Source organism: Bradyrhizobium sp. IAR9 (assembly GCF_013408065.1).
Classification (GTDB): Bacteria; Pseudomonadota; Alphaproteobacteria; order Rhizobiales; family Xanthobacteraceae; genus Bradyrhizobium.
This window is the reverse complement of record NZ_JACBZW010000007.1, coordinates 88,901-115,879: the sequence shown is the minus strand read 5'-3', so window position 1 is coordinate 115,879 and position 26,979 is coordinate 88,901. Positions and strand designations below refer to the sequence as shown.

19 protein-coding genes are annotated in these 26,979 nt (G+C 66.1%); 9 read left to right on the top strand and 10 right to left on the bottom strand.

What is annotated here, in order from left to right; all coding sequences use genetic code 11:
- Positions 1-149 precede the first annotated feature (149 nt).
- The gene (locus GGD67_RS19905) at positions 150-1,484 is read right to left on the bottom strand and encodes a dihydroorotase (RefSeq protein ID WP_179735241.1); all 1,335 of its coding nucleotides are present in this window, start codon (positions 1,482-1,484) and stop codon (positions 150-152) included.
- Positions 1,485-1,585: 101 nt separating this feature from the next.
- Between GGD67_RS19905 and GGD67_RS19900 the strand changes: the two genes are divergently transcribed.
- From GGD67_RS19900 to GGD67_RS19875, 6 genes are all read left to right on the top strand, one after another.
- On the top strand, positions 1,586-2,461 hold the full coding sequence (locus GGD67_RS19900) for a folate-binding protein YgfZ (RefSeq protein ID WP_179735239.1): 876 nt from the start codon (positions 1,586-1,588) through the stop codon (positions 2,459-2,461).
- Entirely contained in the window at positions 2,458-3,084 is a 627-nt protein-coding gene (locus GGD67_RS19895) for a DNA-3-methyladenine glycosylase I (protein ID WP_018323375.1), read from the top strand. The genes GGD67_RS19900 and GGD67_RS19895 overlap by 4 nt, the downstream gene beginning before the upstream one ends.
- Positions 3,081-3,695, top strand: coding sequence for a YfbR-like 5'-deoxynucleotidase (locus tag GGD67_RS19890; protein ID WP_018323374.1), 615 nt, complete (start codon positions 3,081-3,083; stop codon positions 3,693-3,695). The genes GGD67_RS19895 and GGD67_RS19890 overlap by 4 nt, the downstream gene beginning before the upstream one ends.
- Before the next feature lie 131 nt (positions 3,696-3,826).
- Positions 3,827-4,333, top strand: a complete 507-nt coding sequence (locus GGD67_RS19885; protein WP_018323373.1) for a tyrosine phosphatase family protein — start codon at positions 3,827-3,829, stop codon at positions 4,331-4,333.
- Positions 4,334-4,553: 220 nt separating this feature from the next.
- Positions 4,554-5,522, top strand: a complete 969-nt coding sequence (locus tag GGD67_RS19880) for an NrtR DNA-binding winged helix domain-containing protein (protein ID WP_177237510.1) — start codon at positions 4,554-4,556, stop codon at positions 5,520-5,522.
- Positions 5,523-5,572: 50 nt separating this feature from the next.
- Entirely contained in the window at positions 5,573-8,275 is a 2,703-nt protein-coding gene (locus GGD67_RS19875; RefSeq protein WP_179735237.1) for a DUF2339 domain-containing protein, read from the top strand.
- A gap of 3 nt (positions 8,276-8,278) precedes the next feature.
- On the opposite strand, the gene GGD67_RS19870 is transcribed toward GGD67_RS19875, so the two are convergent.
- From GGD67_RS19870 to GGD67_RS19840, 7 genes are all read right to left on the bottom strand, one after another.
- The gene (locus GGD67_RS19870; RefSeq protein ID WP_179735235.1) at positions 8,279-9,967 is read right to left on the bottom strand and encodes a methyl-accepting chemotaxis protein; all 1,689 of its coding nucleotides are present in this window, start codon (positions 9,965-9,967) and stop codon (positions 8,279-8,281) included.
- Between the two features lie 279 nt (positions 9,968-10,246).
- On the bottom strand, positions 10,247-12,217 hold the full coding sequence (locus tag GGD67_RS19865; RefSeq protein WP_179735233.1) for a methyl-accepting chemotaxis protein: 1,971 nt from the start codon (positions 12,215-12,217) through the stop codon (positions 10,247-10,249).
- Positions 12,218-12,413: 196 nt separating this feature from the next.
- Complete coding sequence (locus tag GGD67_RS19860) at positions 12,414-14,150, bottom strand: methyl-accepting chemotaxis protein (RefSeq protein ID WP_179735231.1); 1,737 nt, start codon at positions 14,148-14,150, stop codon at positions 12,414-12,416.
- Between the two features lie 178 nt (positions 14,151-14,328).
- Positions 14,329-14,583 (bottom strand): DUF6894 family protein, encoded by a 255-nt coding sequence (locus GGD67_RS19855; RefSeq protein ID WP_018323367.1) that lies wholly within the window; start codon positions 14,581-14,583, stop codon positions 14,329-14,331.
- 165 nt (positions 14,584-14,748) lie between these two features.
- The gene (locus GGD67_RS19850; RefSeq protein WP_018323366.1) at positions 14,749-15,336 is read right to left on the bottom strand and encodes a hypothetical protein; all 588 of its coding nucleotides are present in this window, start codon (positions 15,334-15,336) and stop codon (positions 14,749-14,751) included.
- A 113-nt stretch (positions 15,337-15,449) separates the two neighbouring features.
- A complete protein-coding gene (locus GGD67_RS19845) occupies positions 15,450-16,436 on the bottom strand; it encodes an MDR family oxidoreductase (protein ID WP_018323365.1) in 987 nt (328 codons plus the stop codon).
- A gap of 41 nt (positions 16,437-16,477) precedes the next feature.
- Positions 16,478-17,731 carry an MFS transporter gene (locus GGD67_RS19840; protein WP_092262434.1) on the bottom strand — a complete coding sequence of 418 codons (1,254 nt, stop codon included), beginning with the start codon at positions 17,729-17,731 and terminating at the stop codon, positions 16,478-16,480.
- A gap of 341 nt (positions 17,732-18,072) precedes the next feature.
- Between GGD67_RS19840 and nadA the strand changes: the two genes are divergently transcribed.
- The 3 genes from nadA (at position 18,073) to nadC (ending at position 21,875) form a co-directional block, all read left to right on the top strand.
- Entirely contained in the window at positions 18,073-19,179 is a 1,107-nt protein-coding gene (nadA, locus tag GGD67_RS19835) for a quinolinate synthase NadA (protein ID WP_179735229.1), read from the top strand.
- Between the two features lie 207 nt (positions 19,180-19,386).
- Positions 19,387-20,985, top strand: coding sequence for an L-aspartate oxidase (locus GGD67_RS19830; protein WP_179735227.1), 1,599 nt, complete (start codon positions 19,387-19,389; stop codon positions 20,983-20,985).
- A gap of 11 nt (positions 20,986-20,996) precedes the next feature.
- Positions 20,997-21,875, top strand: coding sequence for a carboxylating nicotinate-nucleotide diphosphorylase (gene nadC, locus GGD67_RS19825; RefSeq protein ID WP_179735225.1), 879 nt, complete (start codon positions 20,997-20,999; stop codon positions 21,873-21,875).
- Positions 21,876-22,067: 192 nt separating this feature from the next.
- Here nadC and GGD67_RS19820 read toward each other — a convergent pair whose 3' ends face one another.
- Both GGD67_RS19820 and ppdK read right to left on the bottom strand, forming a co-directional pair.
- Positions 22,068-23,516 (bottom strand): cell wall hydrolase, encoded by a 1,449-nt coding sequence (locus GGD67_RS19820; RefSeq protein ID WP_179735223.1) that lies wholly within the window; start codon positions 23,514-23,516, stop codon positions 22,068-22,070.
- Positions 23,517-23,969: 453 nt separating this feature from the next.
- Complete coding sequence (gene ppdK, locus GGD67_RS19815) at positions 23,970-26,918, bottom strand: pyruvate, phosphate dikinase (protein WP_179735221.1); 2,949 nt, start codon at positions 26,916-26,918, stop codon at positions 23,970-23,972.
- Positions 26,919-26,979: the final 61 nt, after the last annotated feature.

Genomic DNA, 26,979 nt, shown 5'->3' with positions numbered 1-26,979 from the left:
CCCCGTCACCCCGAGGTGCCGGAGCGTAGCGGAGGCCTCGAAGGGCACGGCCACTAGCGGGGCCGCTCATCCTTCGAGGCTTGCCATGCAATGCAAGAGCATTGCATGGCGCACACCACAGGATGACGGATCACAACGAGCGCGGCAAGCTACTGCTTCAGCGTCTCCAGAAACCGCACCGGCTCGCCCTGCGAGGCCGTCACCAGCTCGCCCTGCCACATCACGCGGCGGCCGCGGACGAAGGTGCCGACGGGCCAACCGGTGACGCGCAACCCGTCATAGGGGGTCCAGCCAGCTTTCGACGCCACCCATTTGTTGGTGATGGTCTCGCTGCGCTTCAGATCGACGACCGTGAAATCGGCGTCGTAGCCGGCGGCGATGCGGCCCTTGCAGGCCATGTTGTAGAGGCGCGCGGGGCCGGCGCTGGTGAGATCGACGAAGCGCGCCAGAGAAAGCCGGCCCGCATTGACGTGATCGAGCATCAGGGGGACCAGCGTCTGCACGCCGGTCATGCCGGAGGGCGAAGCCGGGTAGGTCTTCTGCTTCTCCTCCAGCGTATGCGGGGCGTGGTCGGAGCCGAGCACGTCGATGATGCCCTGCTCGATGCCGCGCCAGATGCCGGCGCGGTGATCGGCGCCGCGCACGGGCGGGTTCATCTGCGCGAGCGTGCCGAGCCGCTCGTAGCATTCGGGGGCAACCAGCGTGAGGTGGTGCGGCGTCGCTTCGCAGGAGGCGACGTCCTTGTGGTCGCGCAGGAACTCGATCTCTTCCTTGGTCGAGATGTGCAGCACGTGGATGCGCTTTCCGGTCTCGTGCGCGAGCTTGACCAGGCGCTGCGTTGCCATCAGCGCCGCGGTCTCATCGCGCCACACCGGATGCGAGCGCGGGTCGCCCTCGATGCGCAGCGATTTGCGGTCGTTGAGGCGGTATTCGTCCTCGGCATGGAAGGCCGCGCGGCGGCGGATCACCTGGAAGATGCGGCGCAGGCTTTCGTCGTCCTCCACCAGCAGCGCGCCGGTCGAGGAGCCGATGAACACCTTGACGCCGGCACAGCCAGGCGCGCGTTCGAGCACCGGCAGGTCCTGCACGTTCTCGCGGGTGCCGCCGATGAAGAAGGCGAAATCGCAATGCATGCGGTGATGGGCGCGCTTCACCTTGTCGGTGAAGGTGGCTTCAGTCACGGTCAATGGAGAGGTGTTCGGCATCTCGAACACGGCGGTGACGCCGCCCATCACGGCGCTGCGCGAACCGGTCTCGAGGTCTTCCTTCTGCTCCAGCCCGGGCTCGCGGAAATGCACCTGCGTGTCCATCACGCCGGGCAGGATGTGCAGGCCCTTGCAGTCGATGACCTCCGCGGCCGAGGCCTGCGACAATGGCCCCAGCTCGGCGATGCGGCCGCCGGTGATGCCGATATCGCGAACATTCTCGCCGTCCTGGTTGACGACGGTGCCGCCTTTGAGGATCACATCGAAACGCTGGGTCATGGCTGAAGGCCCTTCTCATCCCCAAGCGCAGGGCTCGAGGTCTTGTCGTTTATGCCTCGCGGGCTTACGTTCCGGAGCAACATGTCGCAAGAGATTTTCGCATGAAATCAGCGTTTCTTCCCGACCGGGGCGTGGTCAAGGTCGCGGGCGAGGATGCGCGCAACTTCCTCAACGGCCTGGTCACGACCGACCTCGACAGGCTGAAACCGGGGCTGGGGCGATTCGGCGCGCTGCTGACGCCGCAGGGCAAGATCATCGTGGATTTCCTGATCACGGAAGTCCCCGCGGGTCACGGCGGCGGGTTCCTGATCGACTGCCCCAAAGCGCTGGCCGAGAGCTTCGCCACCAAGCTGAAATTCTACAAGCTGCGCGCCAAGGTCACGGTGGAAAACCTTGATCTCGGCGTGCTCGCCGCATGGGACGGCCAGCCTGCGGCGCAGCCGGACCTCGCCTTCGCTGATCCTCGCAACGAAGCGCTCGGCACCCGCATCCTGATCCCTGAGGATCTCAAACAGAAACTCTCCGACCTCATCGGGGCCGAGCTGGTCGACGCCGCCGAATACGAGGCGCACCGCATCGCGCTCGGCGTGCCGCGCGGCGGGCTTGATTTCATGTACAGCGATGCGTTTCCGCACGAGACCAACATGGACCGTCTTGCCGGCGTCGACTTCGACAAGGGCTGCTATGTCGGCCAGGAGGTCGTCTCGCGCATGCAGCATCGCGGCACCGCGCGTACCCGCACCGTGAAGGTGCTGCTCGATGGTCCCTCGCCCGAGGCCGGCGCGACCATTCTTGCCGGCGACAAGCCGGTCGGCACCATCGGCTCGACATCCGGCGGCAAGGGCATTGCGCTGGTGCGCATCGACCGTGTCGCAGACGCGCTCGATGCCGGCCAGCCCCTCACCGCAGGCGGCCTCGTCTTGAAGCTTGCGGAACCGGACGTCGTTCGCATTCCAGCCAAGCAACCCATCGCATGAGCCGCGCTCCCCGCCTGCACCCCGACGGAAAGACCCGCTGCCCCTGGCCGGGCGATGACCCGTTCTATGTTGCCTATCACGACACCGAATGGGGCGTGCCGGAATATGACGACCGCGCGCTGTACGAAAAGCTGATCCTCGACGGCTTCCAGGCCGGCCTGTCCTGGATCACGATCCTGCGCAAGCGCGACAATTTCCGCAAAGCCTTCGACGATTTCCAGCCGGAGAAGATCGCGCGCTACAATGCCAAGAAGGTGCACGCGCTGATGAACGATGCCGGCATCGTGCGCAACCGCGCCAAGATCGACGGCACGATCGCGAGCGCGAGATCGTATCTCGACATCATGGAGAAGGGTCCCGGCTTCTCGAAACTGCTGTGGGACTTCATGGACGGAAGGCCCAAGGTCAATCATTTCAAGACCACCGCGAGCGTGCCGGCCTCGACGCCGCTGTCGGTGCAAATCTCGAAGGATCTATCCTCGCGCGGCTTCAAATTCGTCGGCCCGACCATCGTCTATGCCTTCATGCAGGCGACCGGCATGGTCAACGACCACCTCGTCGACTGCCACTGTCACGCCAGCTGCAGCAAGACGCAGCGCAAGCCGCGCCTCAAGGTCAAATGACGGCGAAGAAGACTGCACGCGACGTGGCGTCCCGCGCCTGGCAGCGCATGCTGTCGGGACGGCGGCTCGATCTGCTCGATCCCTCCCCGCTCGATGTCGAGATCGCCGACATCGCCCATGGGCTGGCGCGCGTCGCGCGCTGGAACGGGCAGACCGTTGGCACGCACATCTTTTCGGTCGCGCAGCACACGCTGCTGGTGGAGACCGTGATGCGGCACGAGATGCCGCGGGTCGACCAGCGCATGCGGCTCGCAGCGCTGCTGCATGATGCGCCCGAATATGTCATCGGCGACATGATCTCTCCGTTCAAGGCGGTGCTCGACGGCCATTACAAGGCGGTGGAGAAACGCCTGCTCGGCGCCATCCATGTCCGCTTCGGACTGCCACCGGTGCTGCCCGAGGAGGTCACGCTGGCGATCAAGGCCGCCGATCGCGGGGCGGCCTATCTGGAAGCGACCGAGCTTGCCGGCTTCAGCGAAAGCGAGGCGCGGCGCCTGTTCGGCAAGGATCCCGGCCTCTCCGACAGCGTCCGGCGCGACTATCTGACGCCGTGGACTGCGGCCCGGGCCGAGAAGCAGTTTCTGGAGCGGTTTGGCGCGGTGTTCGCGTAGGTGCCGTAGGGTGGGCAAAGGTGCACTTGCGCCGTGCCCACGTCCTTTCGCGTTTGCGACAAAGGTGGTGGGCACGCTCCGCTTTGCCCACCCTACGGCACCGGCTATACTCGGCGGCAAAAAGGTCCCCCATGATCCACGTCTGTTCCCTCGCCGCGCTTCCCGAAACCGTCCGCCTTACCAGGGCCAGCCACGTGCTGACCGTGATGGCCAATGTCGAGCAGGTGGCACGGCCGGTGTCCGTGCTGCCCGCCAACCATCTCAAGGTCTCGATGGATGACATCACCGAGGAGATGGACGGTTTCGTGGCACCGTCCGAGACCCATATCGATCAGGTGCTGAACTTCGTCCGCGGCTGGGACCGCAGTGCGCCGCTGGTGGTGCATTGCTATGCCGGCATCAGCCGCTCCACCGCGAGCGCGTTTGCGGCGGTGTGCGCGCTCAATCCGAACCGCGACGAGCTCGAGATCGCCAGGAAGATCCGCTCGGCCTCGCCGATCGCCTCGCCGAACCGGCGCATCGTCGGCCTTGCCGATCGTGCGCTGGGACGCGACGGTCGCATGCTGCGCGCGCTCGACGAGATCGGCCCCGGCGCGATGATGGTCGAGGGCCGCCCCTTCGTGATCGAGCTCGAATGACAGCTGCGCGCGACACCGCAGGTGCGCTCCCTCTCCCGCTTGCGGGGGAGGGTTGGGGTGGGGGTATCTCCGCATTGGGACACCCCCCTAGAGGAGAAAGCCCTCACCCGGCGCTACGCGCCGACCTCTCCCGCAAGCGGGAGAGGTTACAGCGAGTCCGCGGCGAGATCTGCTCAACCAACGAAGACATTCTTTCCGCAACCCCCGCGATATCAGCCGCATGAGCGAGACGCTGCTGACGCCGATCGAGATCGGCCTGACCGCGGCGATCGTCGCGATCGAGGGGCATGAGCCGCTGATCCTCACCGCGCGCGGCAATGACGGGCTTGCCGGCCTGCCGTTCGGCCCGTTCGACGCGCTCGCGCATCGCACCTTCGACATCGGCCTGCGCGCCTGGGTCGAGGAACAGGCGGGCTTGCGGCTCGGCTATGTCGAGCAGCTCTACACCTTCGGCGATCGCGGCCGCCATGCCGAGGCTGGCGACACCGGCGCGCATATGGTGTCGATCGGTTATCTCGCATTGACGCGCGCGGTGGATGGCGAGCTTGCAGCCAATGCGGCGAGCTTCGCGCCATGGTATCGCTTCTTCCCCTGGGAAGACCGGCGCGAGGAGCCGCCGGCGATCATCGCCCGCGACATCATTCCCGCGCTGACCGAATGGGCCGCGGAGGAGACGCCGGAGACGACGCGCGCGCTGCCGCGCAGGGATCGCGTGCGGTTCTATTTCGGCCTCGACGGGGCGGCCTGGGACGAGGAGCGGGTGCTCGACCGCTACGAGCTCCTGTACGAGGCCGGGCTGGTCGAGGAGGCGCGGCGCGACGGCCGCCCTGCGGCATTAGCGCGCAAGACGCTTCCCCCGCTCGGGACCTCGATGCAGTTCGATCACCGCCGGATTCTCGCCACGGCGATCGCGCGGCTGCGTGCAAAACTGAAGTATCGTCCTGTCGTCTTTGAACTTTTGCCGCCCGAATTCACACTTACCGAACTGCAGCATACGGTCGAGGCAATCTCCGGCCGGCACCTGCACAAGCAGAATTTCCGCCGCCTGGTCGAAATGGAAGCCTTGGTCGAACCGACCGGGGTGATGTCGACACAGACGGGCGGACGGCCGGCGGCGCTCTATCGCTTCCGGCGCGACGTGCTCCAGGAGCGGCCCGCGCCGGGCTTGCGCGTGCGCTCCCGGCGTTGACCCGACATACTATGTGACCGGCCCCTGCCCGCCGGTCGCCTGGAGGCTTTATGTTCGACGGCCCGTTTGACGTCTTTGCGTGGATCATTGCGATCGCCGCCTTCCTGATCGCGATCAAGGCTTCCAGCCAGGCGGCCGAGCTGCGCCGGCGACTGAATTCGCTCGAAGAGATGTTCTACGCGCAACGGCAGGTGCAGCCGCCGCCGCTCATGCCCGCGCAGGAGCAGGCCCCCGCGCCCGCGACGACGGCCGCCGAGCCGCCGCCGCTTGCGCCCGAAGCCGAACCGGCGCCGCCGCCACTCGTCACCGAAGAGCTTTCACCGCCGCCGCTCGAAGCGAGCCCCGCGGCTGCCGCACTACCTCCAGTGCCGACTGCTGCGCCCGGCTTCGAGGAGCAGCTCGGCACCCGCTGGGTAGTGTGGATCGGCGGCCTGGCACTGGCGCTGGGCGGCTTCTTCATGGTGCGCTATTCGATCGAGGCCGGCCTGCTCGGCCCCGGCGTGCGCGTGTTCCTGGGCGGCCTGTTCGCAGCTGCGCTGCTCGGGGCCGGCGAGTGGTCGCGGCGCAAGGAAAGCATTTCCAACATCCAGGCGCTGCCGATCGCCAACATCCCGGCGATCCTCACCGCCGCAGGTACCGCGGTGGCGTTTGCGACCATCTATGCCGCCTATGCGCTCTACGGCTTCCTCGTGCCCGCCACTGCCTTCGTGTTGCTCGGCATCGTGGCCATGTGCACGCTTGCCGCGGCGCTGCTGCACGGGCCGGCGCTGGCCGGCCTCGGCGTGGTCGGCGCCTTCGTGACGCCGCTGCTCGTCTCCAGCGGCAAGCCGGATTATTGGGCCCTCTACATCTATCTCGCCATCGTCACCGCCGCGAGCTTCGGCCTCGCGCGCATCCGGCTGTGGCGCTGGCTGGCGGTCACGACGATCGCCTTTGCCGTGCTCTGGATATTCCCGGGCCTGGATAGCGAAGAGTTGCAGGTCGCGCCGCACGCCTTCCATGTCATCGCAGGCTTCGTGCTCGCCGTGCTGCTCGTCGTCTGCGGCTTCATGTTCGGCCCCAGCATCGAGGACGGCGAGATCGAGCCGGTCTCATCGAGCTCGCTCGGCGCCTACCTGTTCGGCGCCATGCTGATCGTGCTGTCGAGCGCACATGCGGATCTGGCGCTGATCGCGTTCACGCTTCTCGTCGGCGCGACGCTTCTCGTCGCCTGGCGTGCGCCGGCGGCCACCGGCGCGCTCGGTGCGGCGGCAGCGACCGTCTTCATCGTGTTCGCCGAATGGGCGGTGCGCGCCAATCCCGACATGCTGGTGCTGCCGGGCGGCCCCATCGCAGGTGTTGGACCGGCCGCGATCGACAGCTCGGTGACGCTGCATCTGGTGATGGCCGCGATCTTCGCCGTCGGCTTTGGCGTTGCGGGCTTCCTCGCGCAGGGTCGCTCCAACTCTGCAATCATTCCCGTGGTGTGGTCGGCCGCAGCCGTCGCCACGCCGATCGCGATCCTCATCGCGCTCTACGCCCGCATCGCCCATCTCGACCGCTCGATCCCGTTCGCGATCCTCGCGGTGCTGCTTGCCGCCGCCTTCGGTGCTGCGACCGAAGCGCTTACACGGCGCGAAACCCGGCCGGGCGTCGCCGTCTCCACCGCCCTGTTCGCGACCGGCACGCTCGGCGCGCTGGCGCTGGCGCTGACCTTCGCGCTGGAGAAGGGCTGGCTCACCATCGCGCTGGCGCTGATGTCGCTCGGCACCGCCTGGATCTTGATGCAGCGGCCAATCCCGTTCCTGCGCTGGCTCGCTGCCATCTTCGCCGGCATCGTCACCGCGCGCATCGGCTACGATCCGCGCATCGTCGGCGATGCCGTCGGCACCACGCCGATCTTCAACTGGCTGCTCTGGGGCTATGGCCTGCCGGCGGCCTCGTTCTGGGCCGCGAGCATCTTCCTGCGCCGCCGCGCCGACGATGCGCCGCTGCGCATGGTCGAGACCGCGGCGATCCTGTTCACCGCGCTGCTCGCCTTCATGGAGATCCGGCACTTTGCCACCAACGGCCGGATGACCTCGCCGCCGTCGCTGCTCGAATTCGCCCTGCAGGTCTGCGTCATGCTCGCGATGGCGATCGGGCTGGAGCGCTTGCGGCTGCGCAGCCGCAGCATCGTGCACAATGTCGGCGCGGTCGTGCTGACGGCGATCGGCGGTCTCATCAGCGTGTTCGGCCTGCTGATCCTGGAGAACCCGCTGATCTGGCGCATCGACGTCGGCGGCGCCGTGTTCAACCTGCTGCTGCTCGGCTATGCGCTGCCGGCCGTGCTGATGCTGCTGCTGTCCTACGCAGTGGTCGGGATGCGCGGCAAGGTCTACGCCAACACGATTGCGGGCGGCGCGCTGGTGTTCGCGCTCGCCTATGTCACGCTGGAGATCCGCCGCTTCTATCACGGCCCGATCCTCTCCACCGGCGCGACGACGGGCGCCGAGCAATACACCTACTCGATCGGCTGGCTCGCCTTCGGCGTGGCGTTGCTGGGGGTCGGCATTCTCGTCAACTCGGAGCGCGCACGGCTGGCCTCGGCTGCCGTCATCGCGCTGACGATCCTGAAGGCCTTCGTCATCGACATGTCGACGCTGACGGGCGTCTACCGCGCGTTGTCGTTCATGTGCCTCGGCGTCGTGCTGGTCGCGATCGGCTGGCTGTACCAGCGCATTCTGTTCCGGCGGCAGGTCGCACCGCCGCCGGCTCCGCAGGCGAGCGCGTAAAGATCAGGCCGCGCGGACCGATTCCAGGAACTGCGCGACCTCGACCTTCAGGCGGGTGCTGTCGGTCGCCAGCGACTTCGCCGCCGAGAGCACTTCGCCCGAGGCCGAGCCGGTGTCGATCGCGCCGCGCTGCACGTCGGTGATGTTGGACGAGACTTCCTGCGTGCCGAGCGAGGCCTGCTGGACGTTGCGGGAAATCTCCTGCGTTGCGGCGCCCTGCTCCTCGACGGCGGCGGCGATGGCCGAGGACACTTCGGACAATCGCTCGATGGTGCCGCCGATCTCCTGGATGGCGCTGACGGATTCCTGCGTTGCAGACTGAATGCCTGCAACCTGCGCCCCGATCTCGCCGGTCGCTTTCGCGGTCTGCTCGGCCAATGCCTTGACCTCGGAGGCGACGACGGCAAAGCCGCGACCGGCTTCGCCGGCGCGCGCCGCTTCGATGGTCGCATTCAGCGCCAGGAGGTTGGTCTGGCCGGCGATGGTGTTGATGAGCTCGACGACGTCGCCGATGCGGGAGGCCGCCTGCGACAGCGCGTTGACGCGATCGTTGGTCCGCGCCGCCTGCTCGACGGCTTCCGCGGCCATCCGCGCCGAATCCTGCACGCGGCGGCTGATCTCGGTGATCGAGGACGACAGCTCCTCCGAGGCGGACGCCACCGCCTGGACGTTGGTGGAAGCCTCCTCGGACGCTGCCGCAACGACGGTTGCGAGTTGCTGGCCGCGCTGCGCCGTGCCGCTCAGCGTGGCCGCGGAGGCCTCGAGCTCGGTCGAGGCCGAAGACACGGTCTCGACGACCTCGCCGATCATGGCCTCGAAATTGCGCGTGATGGCATCGACGCGGCGACCACGTTCGATCTTGGCTTCGGCGTCGCGTGCGGCCGCCTCATCGGCGGCTTTCTTGGCAACCAGTGCTTCCTTGAAGATCTGGAGCGCATCCGCCATCGAGCCGATCTCGGTCTTCTCGCCGCGATGTGGCACTTCGGCCGAGAGGTCTCCTTCGCCGAGCGACTGCATCGGACGAATGATCGAGGCGATGCCGCGAGAGACGTCGCGCACGAGATAATAGGCGGCGCCGATCGCGATCACGACTGACAGCACGATGATGCCGACCAGGACGCGGAAGATCGTGGCGTAGCTGTCGGCCGCCTGCTTGGTCTCCAGCTCGGCGCCCTGGTTATTGAGCTCGATGCCCTTCTGAAGCAGGGGATCGGCGGCCTGGGCCATCTTGGCGACCTTGGTCTGCAACATCTCGTTGGCGTCGGTCGGGAAGCGGCCGACGCTCTTGCGCGACAGCGCCATCGTCTCCTGCACGCCGTTCAGATATTCGCCCCACGCCTTGCTCCATTGCTCATAGAGCGCGCGCTCTTCGGCGACCGTGATCAGCGGCTCGTAGACCTTGCGCGTCTTCTCGATGCGCTCACGCAAGCCGGCCAGCCGCTTCTCGGCGGCTTCCTTGCCTTCGGCGGTGTCCTGCATCAGGTGCAAACGGAGCGCGACGCGCAGCTCGTTGATGTCTGCGCGCATGGACCCGAGCGCTCGCACGCTCGGCAGCCAGCTCTGTGCAATCTCGACCGTGTGAGCGTTGATATTCTGCATGGTGCCGATCGCCGTCACGCCGACACCGGCGAGCGACAGAACGAGGACCGACAGCACGGTCAGAAGCTTGAAAACGATCGACAACTTCGACATCACACAAATCCCGATGATACCCTGGCAGCGCGCACGTCACCCGCGCCACAGGCGTCACGACGGACGGCCGGGCGAAGGTCAGTTCAACAATGCTGGCTGGTTCTTATCCCGTAAGATTGCGCCCCATAATTGCAAGCAGGCGTTAACAGGAGCCTACGTAAAACTACGGGTCGGTCTCGTCGGGCGTTATTTTCTCCGCAACCGTCTCGTGCTGCTGCACGGACACCTCGTGCTGCGACGCGAAACACGACGCACCACCACATGCACCGGACGACCGCCTCAGGCCGCCCGTACCGAGTCCAGAAAGCGCGCGACCTCGCTCTTGAGCCGGTTGCTCTCCTGCGACAGCGACTGCGCGGCCGAATGCACCTGCGCCGAGGCAGCCCCGGTCTCGCCGGAGCCGCGCTGGACGTCGGCGATGTTCGACGACACTGAGGAAGTGCCTTGCGCGGCGTGCTGGATGTTGCGGGAGATCTCCTGCGTGGCGGCGCCCTGTTCCTCCACTGCAGCGGCAATGGTCGACGAGATCTCCGACATCTTCGCGATGGTGTCACCGATCTCCTTGATCGCGCCGACGGATTCGTCTGTCGCAGTCTGGATCGCACCGATGTGCTGACCGATCTCGCCGGTGGCTTTCGCGGTCTGCTCGGCAAGCGCCTTCACTTCGGTCGCGACCACCGCAAAACCCTTGCCGGCTTCGCCCGCCCGCGCCGCTTCGATCGTCGCGTTGAGTGCCAGGAGGTTGGTCTGCGCGGCGATGGTGTTGATCAGCTCGACCACGTCGCCGATGCGGGAAGCCGCCTTGGTCAGCTCGGCGACGCGCGCATTGGTGCGCTGGGCCTGCCCGACGGCGACGTCGGCGACACGCGCCGATTCCTGCACCTGGCGGCTGATCTCGGAGACCGAGGAGGTCAATTCCTCGCTCGCGGACGACACCGACCGCACGTTGGCGGACGCCTCCTCCGAGGCCGCCGCTACGGCGGTGGCAAGCCCGTTGCCGCGCTCGGCGGCGTGGGTCAGCGTGTTCGACGACGCTTCGAGCTCGGTTGCCGCCGACGACACCGTCTCGATGATCTCTCCGACGGCGCCTTCGAACGTATCGGCGAGCCGTTGCATGTCGAGCTTGCGCTGCTCTCGCCCACGCGCGTCCGCTTCGGCCTGCTCGGCGCGCAGTCGCTCGGCTTCCGCCATGTTGGTCTTGAAGACCGCGACCGCGCCGGCCATCTCGCCGATCTCGTCGTTGCGGCCGACGCCGGGGATCACGACGGAGGTGTCACCGTTTGCCAGACCGGTCATCGACCGCACCATGGCGATCAGCGCGGTCGAGATCGAGCGGCCAGTGAAGAAGGACACGCTTCCCACCAGCAGGATGGAGCATCCGAGTGCGACCCACATCCACAGCTTGATCGAGGCCCGCATCGACTCTTCGGCGGCCTTCGCCGCGTCATATCGCTGACTGACGGTCTTTTCGATCTCGTCGAGCACGGGCTCGATGGTGCGGAATTCCTTGGACATCGCCGAGCCGTGCGCGGCCAGATCCTGCGCGCCGGCTACCCACGCCACGAAGTCGTCCTGGTATTTGGAGAGCTTCTTGCCGATATCGGCCTTGACGGCCGGCGGGATCGCCGAAGCCTCGATTTGCCCGGAGAATTCCGTAGCCGTCTTCTTCAGGGCGTCGAGGTATTTCGGGTCGCGGCGCAACATGAAATCTTTCTCGTGACGACGCATCGTCAGCATGCCGCTGGTGAGCCTCGGATCGTCGACGTCCTTGAGCTTGGTCTCGATGTCGTGGACCGCCGTGCGCAACGAGCCTGACAACCCCAGGGTCTCGTTCAATCCAAGCTTGACCTCGGCCCGTTCGACGGCCGCGAATTCGCTCACATATCTCTCGAACCCGGTGCGGACCAGTGACGCCTTTTCCCCGACTGCCGCGTACCCTGCCGCACGCGTCGCGCTGCCGAGACGATCAAGATTGTGGGTAATGTCGGAAGCAAGTTCGGCGTGACGCTTCGCATAGGACTGATCGCGGCGAAGCTGGAAATCCTTCTCGGCCCGGCGCGCTTCGAGCAATTGATGGGTGATCCGCTGGTTCAGATCGGACAGCCTGCGCGCCTCTTCGGCGGCGTTGCGAGACGTGTCCTGGGAGAGGCTGCCAATCTGGTAGATCGTGCCGAAGGCGACGAGCCCGATGAGGCCGAACAGTCCGATCGCCATGACCTTGTGAGTGAGGCGAATGGAAATGCCACTCATGAATGTGCTCCAACGATTGAGACGCAATACGCGAAGGACGACTCAGCATCCGGGAAATTGCGGCAATCATGACTGCGTCGCTTTTCCGGAAAGTTAACCCCGCGCGCCGAGGGTCGCGGCGTCGAATTACGAACGCGCGCAACCGCCGCGCAGTCACGCGGTGGTTGCAAGCAGATCTGCCGAGGAATGTCGCGGTTCAGGCGGCGCGCACGGTGCCGAGAAACTTGCCGACCTCGAGCTTGAGGCGGTTGCTGTCGCCGGACAGCGATTGCGCCGCCGCCAGCACCTGCGAGGATGCCGAGCCGGTTTCGCTCGCGCCATGCTGCACGTCGGTGATGTTGGAGGACACCTGATGGGTGCCTTCTGCCGCTTGCTGCACGTTGCGGGAGATCTCCTGCGTCGCCGCGCCCTGCTCTTCGACGGCAGCCGCGATGGTCGAGGAAATCTCCGACAGCTTCTCAATGGTGTCGCTGATGTCCCTGATGGCGCCGACTGAATGCTCGGTCGCGGTCTGGATGCTGGCGATCTGCTGGCCGATCTCGCCGGTCGCCTTCGCAGTCTGCTCGGCGAGCGCCTTGACCTCGGAGGCGACGACGGCAAAGCCGCGGCCCGCCTCGCCGGCGCGCGCAGCCTCGATGGTCGCATTGAGCGCCAGGAGATTGGTCTGGCCGGCGATGGTGTTGATCAGCTCGACCACGTCGCCGATCCGCGCCGCCGCCTTCGACAATTCGCCGACGCGGTCGGTCGTGGTGCGGGCCTGGCTGACCGCTTCGCTGGCGACGCGCGCGGATTCCTGCACCTGGCGGCTGATCTCCGTGATCGACGACGACAGCTCTTCGGTCGCCGACGCCACCGACTGCACGTTGGTGGACGCCTCTTCGGAGGCGGCAGCAACCATGGTGGTGAGCTCCTGTCCGCGCGCCGCAGTCGACGTGAGCGTCGACGCAGACGCTTCCAGTTCAGTCGCGGCCGATGACACGGTATCGACGATCTCGCCGATCGCCGCCTCGAAGCCATCGGCCAGCTTGGACATCTCGGCCTTGCGTTGCGCGGCTGCAGCCTGATCCTGCCTGATCTTGGCCTCGGCCTCCTCGCGCGCCTTCTGTTCGGACACGATCTTGAACTTCTCGACAGCCGCCGCGACACCACCGACCTCGTCCTTGCGGCCGAGACCGGGCAGCACCACGGAAAAGTCGCCGCCGGCGAGCTTGTCCATGGCCACCGTGAGCGCGCGGATCGGCCGTGCGATGGTAAGGAACGACGTGAGCCAGGAGCCGAGGAGGACGAGCGCCGTGAAAGCGCCGACGACCATTGCGATATGCTCGCTGGACGCCATCTCCCGCGCGGAGGCCGCAATCTCCTCTTCGCTTCTGTGCCTGGCGACGTCGGCAATCTGATTGGCAGCCTGGTCTATTTCGCCTGCGATCGGCAACGTGACCTCGCGGGCGAGACGCGTCCCCTCATCGACGAGCTTGGCGAGGCGAGTAGCGGCATCCTCGCCCGTGAGAGCCACGGCGGCACCGCGCACGGATGCGAGCTGCTGAGCTCCCTTGAGGTAGTTCGCCGTGAGGACCTTGAGCTTCTCTATCCTCGCGCGGTTTTCCGGCACGTGCGAGAGCGTGAGCATTGCGTCGGCAAGCTTCACCAAATGACCGGCGCGTTCGACCAGCGCGTCGCGCGCCTTCTGCAGTTCATCTGAATTATTGGCGAGGCGGATGTCGCGTGCGGCGAGCTGCATGGCGCGCGCCGCGAGCTTGGATTCGACTGCCTCGCGTGCGAGCTCCTGCTGCTCGGACGCCGTCTGGCTGGACCGGCGCACGTTGCCGTTTCCGATCACCTGACCTGCTATCATCGCGAGGACCAGGAGGATGCCGACCGCCGATGAGATCGCCAGCTTGGTCCCAATCCGCAAATTCTGAACGAGGCTCAACATGGGCATGCTCCCCCTAGGGAATGCGCGGCCGAGTCATTGCCAGCCGCCCTCGGCGTTGATCGCCCTTGTCCAAAAAGTATGCGTTCACCATTCCAATTTGGTTAACGCGGCCTCCCGGCAAATACGGGATCGGTAGGAAAACCCCTTGAATTTCAGCACGGTATGCGCGCTTAACAGGTTAATCACACGCAGTGATAGGACCCGTTACGCTCTCACCGACGAGACTGATGCGGAAGACCGGCTTCTTGTCCTCGTCGAGCAGCTCCATGCACCATTCGGCGTTCGGCTTCAGGCTGCGCGCGATGCCGCCGAGCAGATTGGCGCAGACCTCGGTCATCTCGGTCCAGGCGGCTGTGCGATCGTCGAACTCGTACGGCTGGTCGGCGGCGCCGGAATAGCGACCGGTGCTGATGCGGAAAAAGTACAGCGACATCGTTGAACCCTTTTATCGGGCCGCGCCCCCCCGGCCGTCCGCAAACTGGCGCGCGAACAGCTACCAACGCATGAAAGCCGCCGTCCGTATGACTACGGCGCGGCGGCTTGGCGTTCGATGAACGTCTTCAACGACAAAGTGCGCGGGCTATCCCGTGCAGCCGACTCACTGGGTGGAACGGCGCAGCTCCAGCGGGCCCTCGTTCCTGGCGGGCTCCGACTTCACCGGCTCGAGCCGGCTGCTCTCGACACGCGGCGTCTCGACGCGCGCGGCAACTTCGGTGTTGGACGCGCCGACGGAACCGGTGTGCTCTGTCCTGTGCAGCGAGCGCGGGCGCGCCGCAGCGCGCGCCATCAGCATCTGGTTGCCGCCCTGGTGATGGAAGTCGCAATAGGCGAAGCCCATCCCCGACACCGAGCCGCGGAAGCTGCGATCGTCGGTCTTTTCCAGGTTGAAACAAGGCTCGAATGGAATGCCCTTGATCGAGGCGCAGACATTCTGGCCACGGATCTGGAGCGTATTGCCGGGCAGGCGGAGATGCTTGACCGGGCCCGCGCCGGAGAACTGCACCGCACCGGCGGCGCCGAGATCGTCCAGGATGCGGCCCGCGCCGCGGGTGCCGTCGAAACAGGTGAAGGCAAACACTTTGCCTGCCACGAAGCGACGCGCCTCGTCGGCGTTCATGCTTCCGGCAAGGGCCGGCGCAAACGTTGCTGCCGCCGTGACAGCCCCCAACACAATACGCGCAAGCATGCTCAACTCCGAACTAACCCCCGCGGCGGGCGATGCCTTATCTCTTTACCCGCTGCTTACCATACTAACCATGGCGACATTGAAGCAGCTTGGTTGGTAAAGTCTGAACGCCATTAGACAATTTTTACCACGATGCGGCCGCGGACTTGGCCGGCCAGGATTTTTGCGCCCCACTCCGAAACCTGATCAAGAGGAATTTCGTGAGTGATTTCAGACAGTTTCGTTCGATCCAGATCTGACGCCAGGCGCTGCCAGGCGGCTTTCCGCGGCTCGATCGGGCACATCACGGAATCGATGCCGAGAAGGCACACCCCGCGCAAAATGAAAGGCGCGACGGATGACGGCAGGTCCATGCCGGCGGCCAGGCCGCAGGCCGCGATGGCCCCGCCGTATTTCGTCATCGAGAGCAGATTCGCCAGCGTGGTCGAGCCGACGCTGTCGACGCCACCCGCCCAGCGCTCCTTTGCGATCGGCTTAGCCGGCGCCGACAATTCGTTGCGGTCGATGATTTCGGCTGCTCCCAAGTGCTTCAGATAGTCGGCCTCCGAGGCGCGGCCGGTCGAGGCGATGACGTGGTAGCCGAGCTTCGAGAGCACGGCGGTGGCGACCGAGCCGACGCCACCGGCAGCACCCGTCACCACCACAGGGCCGCTCTTCGGCGAGAGACCGTGCTTCTCCAGTGCCAGCACCGAGAGCATCGCAGTGAAGCCGGCGGTGCCGATTGCCATGGCATCGCGTGCCGACAGGCCTTGCGGCAAGGCGACCAGCCAGTCGCCCTTCACCCGTGCCATCTCGGCATAGGCGCCGAGATGGGTCTCGCCCATGCCCCAGCCGGTGCAGACGACCTTGTCGCCCGCTTTCCATTGCGGATGCGAGGATTGCTCGACCGTGCCGGCGAAGTCGATGCCGGCGATCATCGGGAAGCGGCGCACCACCGGCGCCTTGCCGGTGAGCGCGAGGCCGTCCTTGTAGTTCAGCGTCGACCATTCCACGCGGACGGTGACGTCGCCGTCCATCAGCTCGGCTTCATCGAACTGCGTCAGCGCGGCAGTGGTGCCCTTGTCCGCCTTGTCGATCCGGATCGCCTTGAATGTGGCCACAGCTGAACTCCCTGACTGGTTTGACCGGGATGTTTAGCCGATCAGGCAGGCTGCGCAACCGCCCGAACGACAGGTTTCTCCACGATCGGAAGATTGATCAGCGCGGAAAGCACGCCGAACAGGATCGAGAGCCACCAGATCGGCGTATAGGAACCGAAGCGTTCGAAGACGATGCCCCCTAACCAGACGCCGAGGAAGCCGCCGACCTGATGGCTGACGAAGGCAAAGCCGTACAGCGTCGCAAGCCAGCGCGTGCCGAACATCAGCGCCACCAGCGCCGAGGTCGGGGGCACCGTGGACAGCCAGGTCAGGCCGGAGACCGCACCGAACGCGATCGCCGAGAACGGCGTGATCGGGAACGAAATGAAGGCGAGGGTTGCGAGCGCACGCGTGAAGTAGATGGCCGAGAGGATGTAGCGCTTGGGTAGCGAGTTCTGGAGATAGCCGACGCTGAGCGAGCCGATGATGTTGAACAGGCCGATCGCCGCGATCACCCAGCCTCCGGTTTGCGTCGAGATGCCGCGATCGACCAGGAAGGCCGGCAGATGCACGGTGATGAAGGCGAGCTGGAATCCGCAGGTGAAGAAGCCGAGCACCAGCAGCACATAGGAGCGGTGACCGAAGGCTTCGGCGAGCGCCCTGGTGATGGTCTGCTCATCCGCCGGCGTCGCACTGGCCGTAGTTGCAGCCGGCGGCGTCGAGAGCGCCAGTGACAGCGGGATGATCAGCAGCATCAGGAAGCCGAACACGGAGAGGGCCTGCTGCCAGCCGAAATTGTCGATCAACGCGACGCCGATCGGTGCGAACAGGAACTGCCCGAATGATCCCGCGGCCGTGCCGGCACCGAGCGCGAGGCCGCGCTTTTCGGCCGGCAGCAGCTTGGTGAATGCCGACAGCACCAGATTGAACGAGCAGCCGGCGAGTCCGAAGCCGACCATGACGCCGGCACCGATGTTGAGCGACAGCGGCGTCGAGGAATAGCGCATCAGCAGGAGGCCGCCGGCATAGAGCAGCGCCCCGACGCACATCACCCGGAACAGGCCGAAGCGATCGGCGACCGCGCCGGCGATGGGCTGACCCAGTCCCCAAAGCAAATTCTGAAAGGCGATGGCGAGGCCAAACACGTCGCGGCCCCAGGAGAATTCATGGCTCATCGGCTGCACGAAGAAACCGAGCGCCGAGCGCGGGCCAAAGCCGAGCATGCCGATCGCGCAGCCGCACAAAATGATGACGGCGGGGGTACGCCAGCTGGAGGAACGTGAGGCCGGAGCGAGTTCGCCCACTGATGTCGACATGGTATTTCCCGTCTGTCATTGGCGGATTCGCAAAGAGGCGGCCGCGAATGCATCATTTAATGCATTTGCATGAAAATCCCAAATCAAAAACGGTTGCATTCCACGAGGGGCTGCCGCGGGAGCATTGCGTTTCAATCTGGCCTCGCCAGACGCGTCGGACGACGACCTGACGAGATTGTGTGCGGCAGGACCTAGCCGTCCTCGGCAGAGCGTGCTATTTCTGATTTACTCATATTGAGCATATATGAGGATCGATGAAACCCCCTCCGGCCCCTCGGCCGGATTACTCAGGCCCTACATATACTCATATTGAGTATAAATGACATGCGAGGGACGCTTTAATGCCGATCACTGAAATCTACGGTCCAGACGATTTTGCCAACCGGCCGCAGGGCCATCTCGCCTCCTCTCCCCGCCCCGCACCGGCTCCCACAGCGCGCGCGCTGCCGACGCCTTCGCTGGGATGGACGGCGGAGGTCGAACGCGCCACCGCCCCGCTCTATGAGCGCGTGAAGCACGTCATCCCCCCGATCGAGTGGCCGCTGATGGCGCCGACGATCAAGGCGATCAACGACCTGAAGAAAGCGCGGGGCGCGGTGATCCTCGCCCACAACTACCAGGCGCCGGAGATCTTCCACTGCGTCGCCGACATCGGCGGCGACTCGCTGCAGCTCGCGGTCGAGGCCACCAAGGTGGAGGCCGACATCATCGTGCAGTGCGGCGTGCACTTCATGGCGGAGACCTCAAAACTGCTCAACCCGGACAAGACGGTGCTGATCCCGGATTCGCGCGCCGGCTGCTCGCTGGCCGCCAGCATCACCGGTGCCGACGTGCGCCTGCTCCGCGAAAAGTTTCCGGGCGTGCCCGTCGTCGCCTATGTCAACACCTCCGCAGAAGTGAAGGCCGAGGTCGACATCTGCTGCACCTCCTCGAACGCGGTGCAGGTGGTCGAGAGCCTGAACGCGCCAAGCGTGATCTTCCTGCCCGATCGCTATCTCGCCACTTACGTGGCCTCGAAGACCGACGTGAAGATCATCGCCTGGAAGGGCGCCTGCGAGGTGCACGAGCGCTTCAAGGGCGAAGAGCTGCGCGCCTTTCGCGAGGCCGATCCGTCCGTGCAGATCATCGCACATCCCGAATGTCCGCCGGACGTGCTGGCAGAGGCCGACTTCACCGGCTCGACCGCGCACATGATCAACTGGGTGCGCGAAAAGCGGCCACGGCGGCTGGTGATGATCACGGAATGCTCGATGGCCGACAATGTGCGCGCCGAGCTGCCTGACGTCGAGATGCTGCGCCCCTGCAATCTCTGCCCGCACATGAAGCGCATCACGCTCGCCAACATTTTGGACAGCCTGCTGACGCTCCGCGAAGAGGTGACGATCGATCCCGCGCTAGCGGATCGCGCAAGGCGCTCGGTCGAGCGGATGATCAATCTGAAGAATTAACAACACATGCAGCGTCACACACAGCTGTCCTCCCGGACAAGCGTAGCGCAGATCCGGGATCCCCGCGCGAGCGCTCGCGCTCGTCGCGCTGACCACAGGAAGATGTTTGGCGAAGAAAGGCAACGCGCAGCTTCGCACAACAACTTCCGCCGCGGCGTATGGGTCCCTGCGTTCGCAGGGACGACGGCAGAGTGAATGGAGAGAACAATGACCAACAACATCCACAACCTCACCCGCACCGACGATATCGTCATCGTCGGCGGCGGCCTTGCCGGACTGTTCTGCGCGCTGAAGCTCGCGCCGCGGCCGGTGACGTTGATCTCGGCCGCGCCGCTCGGACGAGGCGCATCATCCGCATGGGCGCAAGGCGGCATCGCCGCGGCGGTGGCCGAGGGTGACACGCCCGAAGCCCACGCCACCGACACCATCGCGGTCGGCGGCGGCCTCGTCGACGAGGCGGTCGCACTTGGGATCGCGCGCGAGGCCGCGCCGCGCATCCACGATCTCCTGACCTATGGCGTCCCCTTCGATCGCGATCTCGAAGGCAGGCTCGCCGTGGGACGCGAAGCGGCACATTCGGCCCGGCGCATCGTGCATGTGCGAGGCGACGGTGCCGGTGCCGCGATCATCGCGGCCTTGAGCGACGCGGTGCGCCGCACGCCGTCGATCCGTGTCATCGAAGGGCTCGTCGCCGAAGCCCTCTTGGCCGAGAACGGTGCCGTCGCCGGCCTTCAACTGCGCGAAGCCGGCAATCCCACGGCTCGACCGTTCCTGCTCGCTGCGCGCGCGGTAGTGCTTGCCACAGGCGGCATCGGACATCTCTACGCCGTCACGACCAATCCAATGGAAGCCCGCGGCTCCGGCCTCGCCATCGCCGCGCGTGCCGGTGCCGTGATCGCCGATCCGGAATTCGTGCAGTTCCACCCGACCGCCATCATGGTCGGCCGCGATCCCGCACCACTCGCGACTGAAGCACTGCGTGGTGAAGGGGCAACGCTGATCAATGGCAATGGCGAGCGCTTCATGCCGGCGCGTCACCCGCTCGCGGAGCTTGCGCCGCGCGACATCGTGGCCCGCGGCGTATTCGCCGAGATCGCGGCCGGTCGCGGCGCCTTCCTCGATGCGCGGCAGGCGCTGGGCGCGCGCTTCGCTGACAAATTTCCAACCGTGCATGCGAGCTGCATTGCCGCCGGCATCGATCCGGCCACGCAAGCCATCCCGATTGCGCCCGCCGCGCACTACCACATGGGCGGCATCGCCGTGGATGCGCGCGGCCGCAGCTCGATCGACGGACTCTGGGCCGGCGGCGAGGTGTCGTCGACCGGCGCGCACGGCGCCAACCGGCTCGCCTCGAACTCGCTGCTGGAGGCGGTGGTCTACGCCGCGCGCATCGCCGACGACATCGCCGGCCGCTCGATCCCCGCGCCCGCCCGCCTCCCCGACGCATTGGTGACACCGCGCGGCGGCACGCCGGATGCTCTGGCCGGGAAGCGGCTGCGCGCGATGATGAGCGCCCATGTCGGCGTGATCCGCAAGGGCGACGGCCTCACCGAGGCCGTGCACCACTTCGCCGCGCTCGAACGCGAGGCAACCAGCCTCGCGCTGCGCAATATGGCGACGTCCGCCCTGCTCGCGGCCGCCTCGGCGTGGAGCCGGCGCGAGAGTCGCGGCGCGCATTTCCGCTCCGACCATCCCGCTGACGTCCCTGCGCAGGCGCGGCGAACGATGACGACCCTCGCCGCGGTGCGCGAGATCGCGGAGAGCCTGAGTTCCCTGCCGCGCGTTGCGCAACCCATGATCGCCTGACGGAGTTTGCCATGATTACCCCCACCTCCCTGCTCTATGCCGACGCCTTCCTCTCACCGCTTGCGATCGGCGAAGCCGTGCTGCGCGCGCTCGACGAGGACCTCGGCCGCGCCGGCGACATCACCTCGCTGACGACGATCCCGGAAGCGACCAGGGCGCAAGCCATTCTGGTCGCGCGCCAGTCGGGCGTGATCGCAGGCCTGCCGCTGGCGCTGGCGACGTTGCAGAAGCTCTCGCCCGACATCGACGTGCGCGCGCACGTCCGTGACGCCGCACGCGTTGTCCGCGGACAGCAGGTGCTGACGATCTCGGGGCCGGCGCGTGCCATTCTTACGGCGGAGCGGACCGCGCTGAATTTCGTCGGCCGCCTGTCGGGCGTCGCGACGCTCACGGCCGACTATGTCGCCCGCACCGAAGGCACGAAAATGCGCATCTGCTGCACGCGCAAGACCACGCCGGGGCTGCGCGCGCTGGAGAAGTACGCGGTGCGCTGCGGCGGCGGCTTCAACCACCGCTTCGGCCTCGACGATGCGATCCTGATCAAGGACAACCACATCGCGGTCGCCGGCGGCATCGGTGCGGTGCTGGAGCGCGCCCGCGCCCACGCCGGCCATCTCGTCAAGATCGAGATCGAGGTCGAAACGCTGGCGCAATTGCGCGAGGTGCTCGATACCGGGATGGCCGACGCCGTGCTGCTCGACAACATGGACCTCGCGACGCTGCGCGAGGCGGTGCGGATCAACGAGGGTCGTCTCGAGCTGGAGGCGTCCGGCGGCGTGACCCTGGACTCGATCGCGGCCATCGCGGCGACCGGCGTCGACTACGCTTCGGCGGGCGCGCTGACGCATTCGGCGCCGAACTTCGATTGCGCGCTCGATATCGAGGCGTGAGATCACCGCTCTGAGCCCAGGGCTGGCTGCACCTCTCCCGCTTGCGGGGGAGGTCGGCGCGAAGCGCCGGGTGGGGGCTCTCTCCACACTGGGGTTCTCGCCTGTGGAAACACCCCCTCCCCGACCCTCCCCCGCGAGCGGCCCGCGAGCGGGAGAGGGAGCGCACCTTCACTGCCGCGACGATTGATTGCCTCAGCGCCGCTCGCTCGCACCCATTTCCGCAGAACTCTTCGCTTCCTGCGCGAGCTCGGCCGACAGCGCGGCGGTCTGGGCTGGCGTGCCCCAACTCGGTTCCTCGCTGCCGTCACCCCAGGCGCGCGGCCGATAGAAGGTGTGGACGCCGGTCTTGTACATCTTCTTCATCTCGGCGACCCAGGACGGGCGCACCCAGTAGGCATGATAGTGCGTGGACTTGCCCACCTCGGGCAGCCAGATCTGGCCGTCGAGCATCGCCTTGGCGATCTTCTTGGCGCGCTCCCACATCTCGGGCTCGCGGATCACGTCGGCATTGTTGTCGCAGGCGAAGGTGAACTGGCAGGCGAGATGGCGGTGCTTGTTCTGATAGACCGCTCCGCACACGGTGTCGGGATATTTGCCGGAGAAGACGCGGTTCATCACCACCTGCGCCACCGCCATCTGACCGCGAACGGCCTCGCCGCGCGACTCGAAATAGACCGCTTCCGCAAGGCACTTCTCGGATTTTGCCCGCGACTTGTCGTCGAGCGCGAGACGCTCCGCCGGCGATCTGGCGCGCTGGTTGTCGGCGTTGACCTCGCCCTTCGGCGCGACGCTCTCGCCGCTCTCGATATCCTTGGCGATGTCCATCGTCGGCGGCGATAGCGAGGCCGTCACCTTCATGTCGGGATCGGGCATCACGATCAGCGGCTCGGCGCCGGGTTGCCAGCTCTCGATGCTTTCGAGATTGCCGCCGAGCGAGGAACTGCCAAAGAAGAGATTGGAGGTCTTGACGCTGAAGGGATCCCGCACCGGCGTCGTCGGCGCAGTGGTCCGCTTCAGCGCCTCGAGCGGCTGCACCGCGAAAGCGCGCGCGGCGTCGCTGGCCCGCGGGGCATTAGTATATTGCGGCAGCGGTGGCGCGCGGAGCGCCTCCTGCAGCTCGGGATCGAGCGCGGCCGCGGATTCCGGCGACATCGCCTGCGGCAGCGCGGCAGTCTTGGCGCCGAACACCGAGCTGTTGGACGTCGCGGGATCTTGCTGCGCCGGCGCCGCAGCGGGCGCTTCGGGGGTCTCGGTCGGGGTCACGGTTGCGAGGCGATCACCCTTCATGGAGCGATCGACCTTGGGAAAGTCGGAAGCCTGGTAGCGCGGCGCAGCCTGCAGCGCCGGATTGCGGCTGATCGCGCCGGTGACGTCGCGGCCATCGAGGCTCGCCAGGCGAACCATCGCGCTCTGCGGAACCGAGGTGCCGATGGGGCGGGAAAAGCTGTAGGTGGCGAGCTGGATCGAGGACGCCGCGGAGAACACCTGCTTCTGCCAACGCTCGGCGACGCCGGGTTGGCGCGCCAGCAGAGAGGCAATATCCTGATAGCCGGTCTCTCTCGGCATCAATGCGAAGATGCAGAGACCGATGCCGAAGGACGCGAACCGCGCGCCCTTCGGATGGTTACGCAACACAGACATCGATACGCTCACGCTACGCTTACGCCAGAAAAATCGAAACGCAGTACATCCGTGCAATTCGATCTTTATCGTAAGTATCCAATTTAGGTTGCCGGGGCGTTAATCGGCGTTGCGCGTGCAGCACACTCAAGCGATTGCAGGTGTTTTCACGGGGTGATCGCGCACGGTGGTAAATGCGTCGTCACGCGAAGCGGTAAACAAGAGGTCAATGCGAATGGTGAAGGAACTCTTGCTGGCGCGTATCATACGGGACGCGCGCGTGGTTCCTAGTTGTCCGAGCTTCCACCTCGTCATTGCGAGAAGCTCTTGCGACGAAGCAATCCAGGCTGCCGCCGTGGAGAGATTCTGGATTGTTCGCTGCGCTCGCAATGACGGGTTGGCGAGAGCATCGCGAAAACGAAAAAGAGGCGGGGTTTTGGCCCCGCCCCTTTCATCCCAGCATTCTAGTTCTGCTTACGCCTGGCTGGCGATCGCCTTGCCGAGCGCGGCTTGCGCCGCTGCGAGACGGGCGATCGGCACGCGGTAGGGCGAGCAGGAGACGTAGTCGAGACCGATGTTGTGGCAGAAGGCGACGGAGGCGGGATCGCCGCCGTGCTCGCCGCAGATGCCGACCTTGAGCTTCGCCCGCGTCTTGCGGCCGCGCGCGACGCCGATCTTGACGAGCTCGCCGACGCCTTCCTGGTCCAGCGCGACGAAGGGATCGACTGACAGGATGCCCTTTGCGACATAGGGACCGAGGAAGCTCGCCGCGTCGTCGCGGCTGATGCCGTAGGTGGTCTGCGTGAGGTCGTTGGTGCCGAACGAGAAGAACTCGGCCGACTCTGCGATCTCGGCCGCGAGCAGACAGGCGCGCGGCAGCTCGATCATGGTGCCGACCTGATAGGTCAGCTTGGTGTTGGTGTCGCGCATCACCGCCTGCGCGGTCGCATCGATCCGCGCCTTGACGAGGTCGAGCTCCATCTTGGTCGCGATCAGCGGCACCATCACCTCGAGGCCGACGGCCTTGCCGGTGCGCTTCTCGGCTTCGACCGCCGCCTCGAAGATCGCACGCGCCTGCATCTCGGCGATCTCCGGATAGGCGATCGCGATGCGGCAGCCGCGGAAGCCGAGCATCGGATTGAACTCCGAGAGCTCGCGCGCGCGGTCAGCCAGGCGCCGCGGGTCGGTATTCATGGCGCGTGCCACTTCCTCGACCTCGGCGTGGGTGTGCGGCAGGAACTCGTGCAGCGGCGGATCGAGCAGACGGATCGTGACGGGCAGGCCCTTCATGATCTCGAACAGCTCGACGAAGTCGGCGCGCTGCATCGGCAGCAATTTTGCCAGCGCCGCGCGGCGGGACTGCTCGTCCTCGGAGAGGATCATCTCGCGCACCGTGCGGATGCGGGTCTCCTCGAAGAACATGTGCTCGGTGCGGCACAGGCCGATGCCTTCGGCGCCGAACTTGATCGCGGTGCGCGCGTCATCGGGGGTGTCGCCGTTGACGCGGACGCCGATCTTGCGGACCTGGTCGGCCCAGGCCATCAGCGTGCCGAACTCGCCAGACAGCTCCGGCTCGATCATCGGCATGCGGCCGGCCAGCACCTGGCCGAGCGAACCATCGATGGTGATGACGTCCCCGGTCTTGAAGGTGCGCGAGCCGATGCTCATGGTGCCGCGGCCGTAATCGACGCGGATGGTGCCGCAGCCGGAGACGCAGGGCTTGCCCATGCCGCGCGCGACCACCGCCGCGTGCGAGGTCATGCCGCCGCGCGTGGTCAAAATGCCTTCGGCGGCGTGCATGCCGTGGATGTCTTCCGGGCTGGTCTCGATGCGGACCAGAATGACCTTGCGCCCGTCGCCCTGAAGCTTGGCCGCTTCGTCCGAGGAGAACACGATCTCGCCGGAGGCCGCACCCGGGGATGCCGGCAGGCCGGTCGCGATCACGTCGCGCTTGGCGTTGGGATCGATGGTCGGATGCAGCAGCTGATCGAGCGAAGCCGGATCGATGCGGGTCACCGCTTCCTTCTTCGAGATCAGGCCTTCATTGGCGAGCTCGACCGCGATGCGCAGCGCTGCCTTGGCGGTGCGCTTGCCGCCGCGGGTCTGCAGCATCCAGAGCTTGCCGCGCTCGACGGTGAACTCCATGTCCTGCATGTCGCGGTAGTGCTTCTCGAGCTGCGTGTAGATCCGCGTCAGCTCCTTGAAGGCCTCCGGCATCGCCGCTTCCATCGACGCCTTGTCGGAGCCCGATTCCTGGCGCGCCTCCTCGGTGATGTCCTGCGGCGTGCGGATGCCCGCCACCACGTCCTCACCTTGCGCGTTGATCAGGAACTCGCCGTAGAGCTTGCTCTCGCCGGTCGAGGGGTTGCGGGTGAACGCAACGCCGGTCGCCGAGGTCTCGCCCATGTTGCCGAACACCATGGCCTGCACGTTGACCGCGGTGCCCCAGGATTCCGGAATGTCGTGCAGCTTGCGGTAGGTCACCGCGCGCGCGTTCATCCAGGATGAGAACACGGCGCCGATCGCGCCCCAGAGCTGATCGTGCGGGTCTTGCGGGAAGTCCTTGCCGGTCTCGCGTGCGACGGCGTCCTTGTACTTGCCGACCAGCTCGACCCAATCCTCGGCGGCGAGGTCGGTATCGAGGGTGTAGCCCTGGCCGTCCTTGAAGGTGTCGAGGATTTCCTCGAAGTGATGGTGCTCGAAGCCGAGCACCACGTCCGAATACATGGTGATGAAACGGCGATAGCTGTCATAGGCGAAGCGGCGGTCGCCCGACAATTCCGACAGCGCTTCCACGGTCTGGTCGTTGAGGCCGAGATTGAGCACGGTATCCATCATGCCCGGCATCGAGGCGCGCGCGCCGGAGCGCACGGAGACGAGCAGCGGGTTCTTGGCATCGCCGAAGATCTTGCCGGTCAACTTGCCGACATAGTCGAGCGCCTTCTCAACCTGCGACTGCAACTCCTTCGGATAGGATTTGTCGTGCGCGTAGAAGTAGGTGCAGACCGAGGTCGGGATGGTGAAGCCCGGAGGCACCGGCAGGCCGAGATTGGCCATCTCGGCGAGGTTCGCACCTTTGCCGCCGAGCAGGTCGCGCATCTCCGTGCGGCCTTCGGCCTTGCCGTCACCGAACGTGTACACCCATTTGCCGGCCTTGCCCGCGGCTGGCGCGGCCTTGGCCGGTACAGTCTTCTTTGCAGGCTTCGCGGCGACCTTCGGCAGAGCCGCCTTGGTCACAGCCTTCGCCGCCGGCTTGACAGCAGCCTTTGCGGCCGTTTTGGCGACCGGCTTTGCGGCAGCTTTGGCGACCGGCTTGGGCGCGCTCTTGGCAAGCGTCTTGCGGGCTGCCGGCGCGGCTTTCGCCTTGGCGGAAGACTTTGATTTCGCTGGAGTTTTATTGGGCTTCGAGGCGGCTTTGGCCATAGCTTGCACACAACCTGCGAGAGGAATGGGAATTCGCGGGCCTTACACCATTTTGGGCGGG